13 protein-coding genes are annotated in these 13,221 nt (G+C 70.1%); 12 read left to right on the forward strand and 1 reads right to left on the reverse strand.

Annotated elements, in window-relative coordinates; genetic code table 11:
• Positions 1-52 precede the first annotated feature (52 nt).
• The 12 genes from ACFVVM_RS01870 (at position 53) to ACFVVM_RS01925 (ending at position 12,476) form a co-directional block, all read left to right on the forward strand.
• A complete protein-coding gene (locus tag ACFVVM_RS01870) occupies positions 53-349 on the forward strand; it encodes a hypothetical protein (RefSeq protein ID WP_387612026.1) in 297 nt (98 codons plus the stop codon).
• Positions 346-600 (forward strand): hypothetical protein, encoded by a 255-nt coding sequence (locus ACFVVM_RS01875; protein ID WP_387612029.1) that lies wholly within the window; start codon positions 346-348, stop codon positions 598-600. Before ACFVVM_RS01870 ends, ACFVVM_RS01875 begins: the two co-directional genes overlap by 4 nt.
• 26 nt (positions 601-626) lie before the next feature.
• Positions 627-1,235: a hypothetical protein gene (locus ACFVVM_RS01880; RefSeq protein ID WP_387612031.1), complete on the forward strand. Its 609-nt coding sequence runs from the start codon at positions 627-629 to the stop codon at positions 1,233-1,235.
• Positions 1,232-2,047 (forward strand): hypothetical protein, encoded by an 816-nt coding sequence (locus ACFVVM_RS01885; RefSeq protein ID WP_387612033.1) that lies wholly within the window; start codon positions 1,232-1,234, stop codon positions 2,045-2,047. Before ACFVVM_RS01880 ends, ACFVVM_RS01885 begins: the two co-directional genes overlap by 4 nt.
• 86 nt (positions 2,048-2,133) lie before the next feature.
• The gene (locus tag ACFVVM_RS01890; protein WP_387612035.1) at positions 2,134-3,564 is read left to right on the forward strand and encodes a hypothetical protein; all 1,431 of its coding nucleotides are present in this window, start codon (positions 2,134-2,136) and stop codon (positions 3,562-3,564) included.
• On the forward strand, positions 3,561-5,057 hold the full coding sequence (locus ACFVVM_RS01895; RefSeq protein ID WP_387612038.1) for an SCO6880 family protein: 1,497 nt from the start codon (positions 3,561-3,563) through the stop codon (positions 5,055-5,057). The genes ACFVVM_RS01890 and ACFVVM_RS01895 overlap by 4 nt, the downstream gene beginning before the upstream one ends.
• 7 nt (positions 5,058-5,064) lie before the next feature.
• The gene (locus ACFVVM_RS01900; protein WP_387612041.1) at positions 5,065-7,590 is read left to right on the forward strand and encodes a hypothetical protein; all 2,526 of its coding nucleotides are present in this window, start codon (positions 5,065-5,067) and stop codon (positions 7,588-7,590) included.
• A complete protein-coding gene (locus ACFVVM_RS01905) occupies positions 7,590-7,895 on the forward strand; it encodes a transposase (RefSeq protein WP_387612044.1) in 306 nt (101 codons plus the stop codon). The genes ACFVVM_RS01900 and ACFVVM_RS01905 overlap by 1 nt, the downstream gene beginning before the upstream one ends.
• A 58-nt stretch (positions 7,896-7,953) precedes the next feature.
• Entirely contained in the window at positions 7,954-9,612 is a 1,659-nt protein-coding gene (locus ACFVVM_RS01910) for a peptidoglycan DD-metalloendopeptidase family protein (protein WP_387612047.1), read from the forward strand.
• A 68-nt stretch (positions 9,613-9,680) separates the two neighbouring features.
• The gene (locus ACFVVM_RS01915; RefSeq protein WP_387616705.1) at positions 9,681-10,193 is read left to right on the forward strand and encodes a hypothetical protein; all 513 of its coding nucleotides are present in this window, start codon (positions 9,681-9,683) and stop codon (positions 10,191-10,193) included.
• Between the two features lie 34 nt (positions 10,194-10,227).
• On the forward strand, positions 10,228-12,051 hold the full coding sequence (locus ACFVVM_RS01920) for a type IV secretory system conjugative DNA transfer family protein (protein ID WP_387612050.1): 1,824 nt from the start codon (positions 10,228-10,230) through the stop codon (positions 12,049-12,051).
• Positions 12,048-12,476 carry a DUF4913 domain-containing protein gene (locus ACFVVM_RS01925; RefSeq protein WP_387612053.1) on the forward strand — a complete coding sequence of 143 codons (429 nt, stop codon included), beginning with the start codon at positions 12,048-12,050 and terminating at the stop codon, positions 12,474-12,476. Before ACFVVM_RS01920 ends, ACFVVM_RS01925 begins: the two co-directional genes overlap by 4 nt.
• Positions 12,477-12,518: 42 nt before the next feature.
• Here ACFVVM_RS01925 and ACFVVM_RS01930 read toward each other — a convergent pair whose 3' ends face one another.
• Entirely contained in the window at positions 12,519-13,100 is a 582-nt protein-coding gene (locus ACFVVM_RS01930; RefSeq protein WP_387612056.1) for a hypothetical protein, read from the reverse strand.
• Between the last annotated feature and the right edge of the window lie 121 nt (positions 13,101-13,221).

The following is a 13,221-nucleotide window of genomic DNA, read 5'->3' on the forward strand; positions in this document are numbered from 1 at the left end:
GGCGTCGAAGTGTTTGTGGCACAACACCTTTACAGTGGGAGAAAGGCACCCGATGAGCATGCTCCTCCTCGCCGTGCAGGACACGTACGGCACCGTCCTGGCCCAGATCGGTAATCCGACGCCGGAAGCCCCACCCGGATCGGACAAGATCCTGCAGCTGGTGCGGTACCTCACCTGGTTCGTGCTGCTGTCGGGCATCTGCGGCATCACCTACGCGGGTGGCAAGTTCGCGTGGGAGCGCTGGACCGGCGGCGGCCTCGAGTCGCCGAAGATGGTCGCGGGCGCCATGATCGGCGGCGTGGTCGCCACCAGCGCGGGCACCATCATGAATGCGGTCATCGGTACGTGATCACTGTGCTCGCCTACAAGCAGATCCCGGCCGACGTGCTCGAACCGATGATGCAGCTGCTCAACTGGCTGCTCTGGTTCGTGCTGCTGTCGTGCCTGGCCTGGATGATCCTGGCGGCGGGTCGACTGTGGATCGCGTTCCGCAGCGACCTCGCCGTCAACGATGCCTCACACGGTGTGTTGATGAGCCTGATCGGTGCCGCGGTGGCCAGTACCGCGTCCGCGATCGCGTTGGCCTTCCTGCCTGCGTGAGGCCGCGGATGGAAAAGACCCGTCAGATGAATTCCACAGTGACACGGCCGTTCGCGGTCGGTATCGCGCTGCTGGCCGCGGCCGTCGGCTGCGGTGGTGGCGAGCCCGCGGGCCTCGACCTGTCCGCCGTACCGACCGGGGTGCGGTGGCAGGACTATCAGGGCATCACCCTGCCGCACACCGACCAGGGTCCGGAAACGGTGGCCGAGGGCGCCGCGACGGGTTTCGAGCATTCGCCGCGCGGCGCGGGGCTGGCGGCGCTGACCCACACCATCCGGCTGTCGGTGGCACCGGACTCCCAGTGGGCCACGGTGGTCGACCAGGAACTGGTTCCGGGCCCGGCGCGCGACGAGTGGGCGATCAATCGGGTGCAACTGTCCATCACCGGGCCCGCCGCGGCGGAGTACGCGCCGAAATTGTTGGGTTACAAAATCACCGAATACGGTGAGCAGCAGTCCAGGGTCGAGGTCTACACCGAGTACTCCGACAACTCCAGGGCGGTGAACCACACCACGGTCAGCTGGTACGGCGGGGACTGGCGATTGCAGTTACCAGATCCGCGGTCCACCGAACGACCCGTCGACGCGATCGACGAACTACCCACCGACATCGTCGCATTGGAGGCACCACAGTGAGCGTGAAGGAGCCGGGCGCCCGCGACCGCGCTACCTTCGGCATGGTCGCCTCCGGTGCGCTGCTCGCCCTGATCTTCGTCGTCGGCGCGGTCGTGTACTTCACCAGCGGCGGGGACGCCGAACCCGACCCGGGGCCGCCGCCCGCCCAGGCCGCGGGCGGGACCGGGTTCGCCGAGCCCGAGGTCGACGTGCTCGGGCGGCGCGTCGACGTCCCGAACAACCCGGCGGGCCAGCCGCTGGCCCAGGAACCGGGAACCCAGCGCACCGCTGCGGATCCGGACTGGCTGACCGCCGCGCCGGTCGGCACGACCAAGCCACACGGCTGGCAGCGGGTCTTCGGCGCGTCGGTGCCGTTCTCCACCTCCGACGGGCCCTCGCGCATCGAGGACGGACTCGCCGTCGGCTACGCGCGCACCCCGCAGGGCGCCGCGCTGGCCGCCGCGCAGATCACCTACCGGCTCAATGCCAGGCCCGCCGATCGCGATCTCTACGTGACGCAGGTGCGGGTCAGCTCGGCGGCCCTGGCCGCCTACGACTCCGCGCTGTCGAGCGACCGGCTGCCGAAACAGCAGCCGGAGCGGGTGACCCGCTACTTCGTCGCCTCCGACGCGTTCAAGATCGACGACTACGCCGACGACATGGCGATCGTGCGCCTCGCCTCGCGTGGACCGGTGATCGACGGTAAGCAGTTGTATGCCGCGATGCGGATGATCGTGGTGTGGGACGAGGGGGACTGGCGACTCAAGCCGTCGACGACGACCAACACCCAGACCGAGTACGTGGAATCGCTGGCGGGGTGGACGAAATGGTGAGCGGTGTACAGCACAGCCCGGATCGATTCCCTGCGGACCATCGAGGGGTGCCAACAATGCTGAGGCGGATCGTCACAATCCTCGCGGTGATCTTCACCGTGATGCTCGCGACGCCGGTGGTGGCCTACGGCCAGAACAACTACGGCTTCGACGAAGCGTGCAACGAATTGCACGACACCCTCGACGGCGTCGCCATTCCCGGGATCTCGCTCGGTGACGCCGCCTCGGCGGTGTGCAAGGCGGGCAACGCCGCTTCGCATCCGGGCGACGCGGCCACCGCGGTCAAGGACAAGGCGTGGGACTCCACCTTCGGCAAGGTGGTCGACTCGCTGATGAAGGGCCTCGGCGAGGCGCTGATCCTGGCGTTGACCTTCTGGATGAAGGTGCCCAACGAGGCGGTGAGCGATTCGGGCGCGCTGTTCACCAAGATCAACGACTACACCTATCAGATCCAGATATTGCTGTTGATCGCCTCGGTGATCATCACCGGCGGCAGATTGGCCGAGGCCAGACGCGGCGCGGCGGTGAGCGAGGCCGCGGAATCGTTCCGCTTGTTCGCCAGGGTCGTGTTCAGTTCGTGGATGCTGGGGGCGGTGATCGTCGCGGGGACGCGGGCCTCGGACAAGTTCTCCGAGTGGATCATCGAGGATGCCACCGGCGGCAATGCCAAGAACATGGCCGAGTTGATGGTGAAAACCAGCAAGTTGCAGGCGTTCTCACCCGGTCTCGTGCTGATCATCGCGATCGTCGGTCTGCTCGGCGCGCTCGCCCAGATCGTGCTGGCCATCGTCCGGCAGGGTCTGCTGGTGGTCGCCGCGGGTGTGCTGCCACTGGCCGCGGCCGCCTCGGCGACCGGGACCGGTAAGCAGTCGTATCAGAAACTGGTCGGCTGGATCATCGCGTTCATGCTGTTCAAACCGGTGGCCGCGATCGTCTACATGATCGCGTTCACCACCGCCGGCCACGCCGACGAGACCACCGAATCCGGTGGCCTGCCCAGCGGCGAGGACGCCCAGCGCATGCTGGTGGCCCTGGTGCTGCTGTGCAGCGTGGCGTTCGTGCTGCCCGCGCTGATGCGGCTGGTCGCGCCCGCGGTCGCCACCGTCGGCGCGGGTGGTTCCGGTCTGATGGTGGCCGGTGGCACCGCGGTCGGCGCGATGGCGCTCGGCGCGATCGGTACCAAGGCGGTCGCCTCACGGACCGCCGCGGCACCCGGTGCGGCAGGCTATTTCGGCAGCGGCGGAGCGGGTCCGCGACCCGGTGGCGCCGGTGGTCAGGGCGGCAGTCCACGACCCACACCACCCCCGCGTGGTGGCGGCGGCGGAGGTGGTGGTGCCGCGCCCCCGGCGCCCAGCTCGGGCTCGGTGCCCTCGGGAGCGGCGTCCGCGCGCGGTGTGATGGCGGCGCGGGCCGCGGCGGGCAGTGCGAGCAGAGCCGATCAATCCATGGGCGACGTCGCGGGTGACCGCTGGGCGAATCGCGCACCCGACCTCGGCAGGAGCACGATTCCGCGATGACGACCTCGGCGACCGACACCTACGAGCGCCGCTCGTACGGGCTGTGGCAGAAACCGCGCAGCGCGGGCCTTTTTGGCCTGCGCTGGGAAGAGACCGTGATCGGTTTCGTGGTGGTGATCACGGCACTGATCTGCGCCATGGTCGGTGGATTCAAATGGGGCTTCATCGTCGGCGGGCTCGGCGCGCTGGTGATGGTGCCCCTGGTGTGGCGGACCGGGGGCCGCTCCGGCTACGAGACGGGACTGATGATGTTCAACTGGATGCGCTCGCGCAAGAACGGCGAGCACGTGTACCGGGGCGGCCGGTTCTCCCGGATCCCGGGCGGCGTCACCAAATTGCCGGGGCTGCTCGCCCCGTCGAAGCTCTACGAGGGCATCGACGCGGGCGGCTACCACTTCGGGATGATCCACCTGCCCGCGTTCGCGCAGTACACGGTGGTGTTGCGGGCCTGGCCGCAGGGCCACGAGGCGGTGGACCAGCCGGTGATCGACCGCTGGGTCGCCGCCTGGGGCACCTTCCTCGCCTCGGTGGGCCAGACCAGCGACATCGTCGCGGTGGTCCCGGTGATCGACACGGTGCCCGAGACCGGAAACCGGTTGCTCAACGAGGTTTCCACGATCACCCGGCCCGAGGCGCCCGATCTGGCCCAGCAGGTGATGTACGAGCTGGCCACCGAATTGCCCCAGGAGCGGGTGCAGCTGCTGCCCCGGGTGGCGATCACCTTCAAGGCCACCACCGCGGAGCGGCGCAAGAACCCGGCCGAGGAGGCCGTGGAGATCGGGCGCAGGCTGCCCGGGATCTGCGCGGCGCTGGCCGAGGCGGGCGTGCGGGCGCAGCCGATGGCGGCCGAGGAGGTCATCTCCTTCATCCGCCGCAGCTACGACCCGGCCGCACAGGCCGACCTCGAGGTCGCCGCCGCCGACCCGGGCGGGCACGGGCTCGGCTGGGACGACGCGGGCCCGGTCTCCCATGACGAGAAGTGGGATCACCTGATCCACGACGGTGGCCGCTCGGTGACCTGGGAGATGGACGCCGCACCCGAGGGCGCGGTCGACGAGCGGGTGCTGCAGCGGCTGCTCGCGCCCAATCCCGAAGTGCCGCGCAAGCGCATCGCGATCGTCTACCGGCCGCATTCGGCCGCCGACGCCGCCGAGATCGTCGACGACGACTTCAAGAACGCGCTCGTCGCGCAGCAGAGTGAACGCGGGGTCGTCTCGGCCGCCGCGACACTGCGGGTCGGTGCGACCCAGCAGGCACGCGAGGAACAGGCCCGCGGGCACGGTGTGACCCGCTTCGGCGCGCTGGTGACCATCACCGAGCCGCTACGCGGTGACCTACCGCGCATCGAGGCCATCACCCGCGACCTCTCGACGCAGGCCCGGCTCAAGATCCGGCGCTGCTACCGATACCAGGCCGCGGCGTTCGCGGCCTCCCTCGGTTGCGGCGTGATCCTGCCCGAGCACGCGACCATTCCGAAGGCATTGGCGGGGTGAGGCGATCATGGGACGCGACTACGAACCCCCGGTGCGCGACCGCGACGACATCGCGTTGCGCCCGGTCCACCGGCCACCGCGGATCCGCGGTGAACGTGAGCCGCGGGGGAGCGCGTCGCGCGTGAGCGACGACGTGCTCGGCCTCGACGAGCGCACCGAACGTGCCGAGCGGGAGGCTCGCGCGCGGGAGACGCGTACAGAGGAGGAGCGGTCGTCGCAGGACCGTGACTCGAGTGGGGAACGGGACGGCCGGGGACGTGCCCCGCGTTCGGGTGCGGACGACCCGCGCCGTTCGGGCGAGGTGCGCCGGTCGCGCACCGACGAGCCGCGCCGGTCCCGCGAGGACGAGGAGCGCAGGTCACGCGCGGACGAGCCGCGCCGGACCCGTGCGGACGAGGAGCACAGGTCGCGCGGGGAGGAACCGCGCCGGACGCGTGCGGACGAGGAGCGTGGACGACGTGGCGGTGCGCCGCGCGGTGACGGTCCGGGCCGGGCGCGCGGTGACGAGACCGGACGCCCCCGCGGCGCCGGTCGTGGATCCCGGACGGCTGGTCGCGGCGCGGACGAACGGCGAACGCGCGGTGCGCAATCCCCGGCCGGACCCCGCGGCCTGCGCGACGAGGACCACGGGCCCCGCCTGGAACACGAACGCGCGCAAGGTGATCCGCGCCGTCAGCAACGCCCGGCCAAACCCGGACTGACCAAGCAGCCGAAGCAGGCCAAACCCGCACGGCCGACCCGGCCCGACGAGGCCGCCGACCGGGCGATGGGCGCGGGCCGGTCGGTGAAGTCGTCGAAGCAGGACCGGGGCCGATCCGGCCCGTCGCTGCTCGACGACGCCACCCGCGCCCGCTACGAGATGATCGCGCGCGAGCAGTCGGGTCTGCGCGCGGCCTGGGCCACCTTCCGCATCCACACCGACGACCTGCGCCGCAACAACGCCCAGGCCCGCACCGAGGCGGTGGTCAAGGACGGATTCGACCGCACCACCGCCGAATTGACCGACCGCGGCTACTCCGGTCCCGGCGGCGGCAAGATGAACGTGGTCGGCCGCCCGGTGGAGTACCGGGCCACCACCGCCCAGGTCGCCGGACTGTGGCCCTGGTCGGTCGGTGCCGGTGCCCCGCTGATCGGCACGCCGCTCGGCTCGCACCTGCACACGGGCGCGCCGGTCTGCTTCGATCCGATGAACTGGTTCATGCGCGGCAGCTTCATCACCGCGCCCAGCCTGTTCGTGCTCGGCCTCAACGGTTTCGGCAAGTCCTCGCTGGTGCGCCGGATCGTGCTCGGCGGTATCGCCCAGGGGATCACGCCGCTGATCCTGGCCGACGTGAAGCCCGACTACCGCAAGATGGTCGAGCTCGTCGGCGGTCAGGTGATCGACCTCGGCTACGGCCACGGCAAGCTGAATCCCCTCGCCGCGGGTGTGCTCGGCGCGGTGGTACCCCGGCTCGGGGAACTGCCCGCGCTGCAGCGACAGGTGCTGCAGGACCTGCGGGCCAGGCAGGTGACGCTGGTGGCGGGCCTGGTGGAACTGGTCCGTGGCGCCAGGGTCGCCGACTTCGAGGAAACCCTGATCGCGACCGCGCTGCGCATCCTGTACCAGCCGGGCAGCGGATACACCCCCGACAAGCCGCCGATCATGGAGAACCTGCTCGAGGTGATCGTCGGCGGCGGTGCCGAACTGATGCTCGACGCGGGCGCCGACAACGCCGACGAGTACCAGAACGCGATCAAGAACCTGCGCCGTTCGCTGCGCGCGCTCACCCAGGGCCCGTTCGGCGCGATCTTCAACGGCCAGACCAGCGTGCCCATCGACACCGACGCCGTCGCGGTGTGCATCGACGTCTCGCACATCCCCACCGGCGACAAGAAGCTCAAGGCCGCGGTCATGCTCGCCTGCTGGGCCGACGGGTTCGCCTCGGTCGAGGCCGCGCACGTGCTCGCCGACGCGAAGATGGGTCCGCAGCGCTACTTCCAGGTCGTGATGGACGAGCTGTGGCAGGTGCTCGGCCTGGGCGACTTCATGGTCGACCGGGTCGACGAGCTGACCCGCCTGCAGCGCGGCCTCGCGACCGCGCTGATCATGATCAGCCACACCATCAAGGACCTGCAGGCGCTCGGCTCGGATGCCGCGATCGCCAAGGCGATCGGCTTCCTGGAACGCGCCCGCGCCAAGATCTTCGGCGCGCTGCCCGCCGAGGAGATCAGCAGGCTCGACTCGACGGTGCCGTTCACCGCGGCCGAACAGGAGATGGTCACGGGCTGGTCGGCACCCCAGGCACTCACCGGGGAGGCGCTACGGCCGGGCCAGCAGCGGCCCTCGCCGCCGGGCACCGGCAAGTTCCTGCTCAAGATCGGCGAGGATCGCCGTCCCGGCATCCCCTTCCACATGGAGTTCACGGTGTCGGAGAAGGAAAGCGGAATCCACGACACGAACCAGCGGTTCAGCGAGTTCGGCGACAACCCGCGCGGCACGCCCACCTACGGCGAGCCACCGGCCGAACCGCAGGCGAACGGGGGTCAGCAATGATGCCGCACCGGTCCTACCGCCGCGTCTCGCCCGAGGTGCGCAATGCCGCCGTCGAGCAGGTGCTCGCCCTGACCGACAAGTTGCGCAGCGAATCCGAGGCCTGCCGGGTGGTGGCCGAGCAGATCGGCGTGCACGCCAATTCGGTGCGCAACTGGGTGCGCGCGGCCGAGGGGCCGAGCCTGGACCGGATGGACGCCACCGCGCTGCGTCGCAAAGTGGCGCTGCTGCAACAGCAGCTGGCCGCCGCCGCCGAGATGAACCGCACGCTCGCCGACACGCTCAACGAAACCCGGCGCCGCCGGTGAACACCCCCGCGGCGGACCCGGATCCCGGCGCCCGGCGCGGAACCCGGGGAGGGCGCCGGTGAATGCCCGCACCATCCTGATGACGACGCTGGGCTCGGTCATCGGGCTGATCGCGCTCGTGCTGGTGATCGTGCTGCCCGCCGCGGACGAGACCTGCGAGACCGGCGACATCCTCGACGGCTCCTCGGCGCCCACCCTGCCCGAGCTCGGTGGCGGCGACGAGCGCGCCGCCGCGACGAGTGCGCCCGCGCCGTCGTCGAATCCGGCCGTCACCGGGACGCCGTCGCTGGCCGCCGGTGTCGGTCCGCTGCGTCGCACGCTGCCGCTCGAGACCGGAACCTTCACCATCTCCGATGTGTTCGGTTCCCGCGGCGGCGATCACAAGGGCATCGACATGGCCGCCGACGACGGGACGACGATCTACTCGGTGTCGGATGGTCGCGTCGTCGCCGCGGGTCCGGCCTCGGGCTTCGGCAACTGGATCGTCGTCGACGCCGTCGACACCAACGGCCGCGCCTACTCGGCGGTGTACGGCCACATGTGGGACAGCGGGGTCAAGGTGCGCACCGGCGACACCGTCACCGCGGGTCAGCCGATCGGCATGGTCGGCTCGGCGGGCGAATCCAGCGGCCCGCACCTGCATTTCGAGATCGTGCCCGGCGGCCGGTTCACCGGCGGCCGCCAGATCGACCCGATGCCGTGGCTCGACGGCGCGCCGACCCCGGATGTCGGTGGCGCGCGGGCCTTCTCGGCCGACCCCCGCTGCGTGCGCGGATTCGGCGGTGCCGGTGGCGTGCTCGCCGACGGCAAGGTGCCCGCCGAACTCGAGATCTGGTACCGCCGCGCCGGGACGGTGTGCCCGGAGATCTCGTCCTCGCTGCTGGCCGCGCAGGCCAAGCAGGAGTCCGGCTTCCGGCGCGGGCTGACTTCGCCCGCCGGTGCCCAGGGCCTGGCCCAGTTCCTGCCCGGCACCGCGGCGGGCATCAACCCCGACGACGGACTGCCCTACGTTCTCGACTCCGACGGCAACGGCACCGCCAGCGTGTGGGACGACGGTGACGCGATCATCGGCCAGGCCCGCTACATGTGCGCGATCGCGCGCAAGGTCGCGGGCTGGATCGCCGAGGGCAGGGTGTCCGGCGATCCGACCGCGCTCACGCTGGCCGGGTACAACGCCGGTGAGGGCGCGGTGCTCGCCTCCGGTGGCATGCCGAATCAGTATGCGGCGCACTACTCGGAGACCCGGCCGTATGTCACCAACATCCTGTCGATGGAACCGATGTACCGGGCTCCCGGCGCGCAGGGCCGGTTCACTCCGCAGCCGGGTGGTGGCGGGGAACAGATCGCCGAGGCCGCCCACGACTGGCTCGGCACGCCGTACGTGTGGGGCGGCGGTGGCGCGCAGGGGCCCAGCGGCGGTGGATTCGACGCGCCGGGCCTGACCGCGGCCGCGGTGTTCGCGGCCTCCGCGGGCGAGGTGGTGTTGCCGCGCACCGCCGAACAGCAGTGGGAGTCCGGCGTCGAGGTCCCGTTGCGCAGGGCGGTCGCGGGCGATCTGGTGTTCAGCTCGTTCGGTAGGCAGGGTCCGGCGCAGGTGGGGATCTACACCCGCAACGGTCAGGTGATCCAGGCGGTGCCGCCGGTGCGCAGCGGTGGTGGCGGTGGAGTCGTCGAGGTGGCGGTGCCCGGCGACGCGCGGGCGAGGAGGGTGTTGTGAGCACACAGCGACCGGGACCGACGTTAACCTGGTGGGACAGAACACGAATCCGGACGATTCCGGCGGTGATGCTCGTGGCGGTCCTCACCTCGGTCGCCGCCTGTGGCGGCGACGCCGATCCGGCGCGCCCGGACCAGGCCACCTCGACCACCCGGTTGCTCGAGGCCGCCGCGGCCACCGACCCGACGACACCCGACGGCGTCGCGGTCGTGGCGCTGCGCGAGATCTACACCTGGAACCCGCTCTCCGAGGAACCCGGCGACTCGCTGCGGCGTGCGCGGAAATGGCTGGGACCCAGCATGATACGTATGCTCGACGGGTCCTCCGACGACGCGGACACCCCGAAACCCTCGCTGCAGTGGGCGGATTGGGCGAAGGCGAAAGCGCACGTCACGGCGTTCACCTTCGCCTCGGGCGACACCGCGCCGCCGAGTCCGGATCCGGCGGTGGCGCAGTACAAGATCGGCATCGAACAGACGGTCGTCTACCCCAGCGGACGCACCGAAGACCTACCGCCGAGCACGGTCATCGCGACGGTGGTGCAGACACCGCAGGGCTGGCGCCTCGACGCGTTCCGCTGAGCACCCATCCGACCCAGTCCACAAGGAGGCACTCGTGGCGAAGAAGAAGGTGACGGACCCGGCCGCGGTCGGACCCGACACGACGCTGATCCTGATCATGTTCGGCTTTGCGACGCTGATCACCCTCGCCGTCGCGCTCCACCTCGGCAACGCGCTGGCGGTGGTGCGGCAGGACATTCCGGCCAATCCGATCGCGGTCGTCGCCGATCTGGCCCGCGGCAATCTGCACTGGCCGCGCGCCTCCACGGTGATCGTGCTGCTGGTGATCGCGTCGGTCATCGGCTATGTGGTGCTGCGCAAGCAGCTGCGCAAGCGCGCGGTGGTGGGGCGGCTGTCCATCGACGACAAGGCCGATCACATGGGCACCGGCAGCGCGATCGCCTCGATCACCGAGGAGGGGGTGCGGGCCAAGGCCAAGGATCTCGGCGTGCGGCTGGGCTCCAACGACGCCCCCGGCGTGCCGATCGGCGTCGCCGTGGCCGACGGAACACCGCTCTACGGTTCCTACGAGGACCTGCATCTCGACATCTGGGGGCCGCGCCAGGGCAAGTCCACCTCGCGGGTGATCCCGGCGATCCTGTCCGCGATCGGGCCCGTGCTGGCCACCTCGAACAAGCGCGACGTGGTCGACGCGACGCGCAATGTGCGCGAGTCCAAGGGCAGCGCGACCTTCGTCTTCGACCCGCAGGGCGTGGCCGGTGAACGCGCGACGTGGTTCTGGGATCCGCTGGCCTGGGTCGACCACCGCCGGGAGGGCTGTGAGATGCGCGCGGCCCGGCTGGCCGGTCACTTCGCCGACGCCGAGTCCGGCGGCGCCGACGATCAGGACAGCTTCTTCGACCCGGAGGCCGAGGACCTGCTGGCCGGGATGTTCCTGGCCGCCGCGATCGCGGGCAGGCCGATCACCCAGGTGTGGGAATGGGTCACCAACCCGCAGGACAGTGAGGCGATCGAACACCTGCGCCGTGCGGGCCACGATTTCACCGCGGCCGGGCTGGCCATGCAGTACAACGCCGAACCACGCACCAAGAGCGGCATCTTCGGCACGGCCAAGAAGATGATCCGCTGCCTGCAGCTGTCGAATGTGCACCCGTGGATCACCCGGGGCAACGGTGATCGGCTCCAGTTCGACGAACTCGAGTTCGTCGAACGCAACGGCACCCTGTACTGTCTCTCGCTCGAGGGGCGCGGGTCGGCCTCGCCGCTGGTGAGCGCGCTCACCGAGGCCGTGATCGATGTCGCGATGCGCAAGGCGTCGATGTCGTCGGGCGGCCGGTTGCCGATCCCGCTGCTCGCGGTGCTCGACGAGGCGGCGAACGTGGTGCGCTGGAAGGATCTGCCCAAGCAGTACAGTCACTTCGGTTCGCGTGGCATCGTGGTGATGACCGTGCTGCAGTCGTGGGCTCAGGGCGCGCGGTGCTGGGGCGACGCCGGGATGAGCGCGCTGTGGTCGGCGGCCAACATCAAGGTGCTCGGCAGCGGTGTGGACGACATGGCGTTCCTGCGTGATCGGTCCGAGGCGATCGGCGAGTACGACTCCATCTCCTCGTCGATGTCGCAGTCGGGCAACAGCAAGAGCTACTCGCGCTCGCTCAGTTCCTCGGTGACCTTCACCGCCCAGGGCCTGGCGACGCTGCCGCGTGGGCGGGCGGTCGTGTTCACCTCCGGTCAGCCCGCGGTGCTGGTCCGTACTGTGCCATGGTGGGAATCGGAATACGCCGACGCGGTGAAGCGGTCGATCGAGTACAACGATCCGACGCGCAAGACCCGCATCGACGACCTGTTCGGGTCACCCGCGCAGTCGCACGCCAACCCGCCGGACGAGATCGGTGAAGTCGAGGAGGTCAAGCCGCTGTGAACGAACAGAATTCGGGTCCGGATCCGCGCGAGATCGCGAACGGGTACCCCACCGTGTTCGCCTTCGTGAACGAGTATCTGAGCAGGGTGTACAGCAGGCAGGTCACCGACATCAGCGACACCGTGTGGTGCCCGGAGTGGTGGCGTCATCCCGAGGCGGCGATCCGGCTGCACGCGCTGTGGCAGGCGTGGGAGCACTCTCGGCTGCAGGGCGGGACGGGGATCAGCTTCTGGTTCCTCGAGCACGCCGATCCGCACATGGCGAAGCTGTTCGATCCGCGGGGACCGTTCAAGTACTGCAGTGTGCGCAACGGGCACAAGAAGATGCTCGACCGGCTGCCGTTGGAGGACCAGATGGGTGGCGACCGGGAGCTGTTCACCGACCCGGACGTCATGCAGACGATGGAGAAGACCAAGCCGTTGTAGCCGGCCGTCGGGGGCGTTCGGGCCGCCCCCGACAGCCGCGGGTCAGCGTCCGCGTTCGATTCCGCGTTCGATTCCGCGTTCGATAGCGGAACTCCGGGCGCGCTGGACCGGCAGCCGGATCGCCTCGTCCGGCGAGATGCCCTGTCCCATCTCGAGCAGCATCCGCACCTCGGCCAATTCCGGTGCGACACCGGCGCGTTCGAGATGGGCCGCGATGGCCGCCCGGCGCTCGACCGAGTCGTAGCCGATCTGCGGCACGTGGGTGCCCGCGCTCGCACCAGCGCCGGTCGCCGCCGACGCGGCACCGCCTGCCGACGCGGCGCTGCTCGCATACGACGACGCCGTGTCCCGTTCCAGTCCGAGATTCGGCGTCTGCGTCGACGCCGAGCCCATCGACATCATCTGGACGAGCTCGAGATTGCGCGGGTCCTTGGCCTTGAGATCGCGCGCCTCGCGCACCTGCAGCTCGCGCGCTTCCTTCATCTTCGCCTCGATCGCCTTGGCCCGGGCCTCGGCGTCCTTCTGGCCGTGCTCACGTGATTTGAGGGCGACCAGGGTGGCCATCTGCAGCATGGTGCGCATCATGGCCGCCGTTTCGCTACCGATGTCGTCGAGTTCCGCCATGACTGCTCCCCGATACGGCTGTGGAAGTGGACATCTGAGCCTACCGCGCGAAGGACACAGACGGGTGTCCAGCAGGGCATCTTCTGGGCAGTGTCGAGGCAGGGGAATGGCGGCGGGCCGG

Origin of the sequence: Nocardia sp. NPDC058176, assembly GCF_042883805.1 — a bacterium.
In the GTDB taxonomy this organism is placed as follows: Bacteria; Actinomycetota; Actinomycetes; order Mycobacteriales; family Mycobacteriaceae; genus Nocardia.

Bases quoted from the DNA above. Each gene is read 5' to 3' on its own strand.
- ACFVVM_RS01880 (WP_387612031.1), top strand. From the start codon at position 627: ATGAATTCCACAGTGACACGGCCGTTCGCGGTCGGTATCGCGCTGCTG.
- ACFVVM_RS01930 (WP_387612056.1), bottom strand. From the start codon at position 13,100: ATGGCGGAACTCGACGACATCGGTAGCGAAACGGCGGCCATGATGCGC.
- ACFVVM_RS01870 (WP_387612026.1), top strand. From the start codon at position 53: ATGAGCATGCTCCTCCTCGCCGTGCAGGACACGTACGGCACCGTCCTG.
- ACFVVM_RS01905 (WP_387612044.1), top strand. From the start codon at position 7,590: ATGCCGCACCGGTCCTACCGCCGCGTCTCGCCCGAGGTGCGCAATGCC.
- ACFVVM_RS01900 (WP_387612041.1), top strand. From the start codon at position 5,065: ATGGGACGCGACTACGAACCCCCGGTGCGCGACCGCGACGACATCGCG.
- ACFVVM_RS01895 (WP_387612038.1), top strand. From the start codon at position 3,561: ATGACGACCTCGGCGACCGACACCTACGAGCGCCGCTCGTACGGGCTG.
- ACFVVM_RS01915 (WP_387616705.1), top strand. From the start codon at position 9,681: ATGCTCGTGGCGGTCCTCACCTCGGTCGCCGCCTGTGGCGGCGACGCC.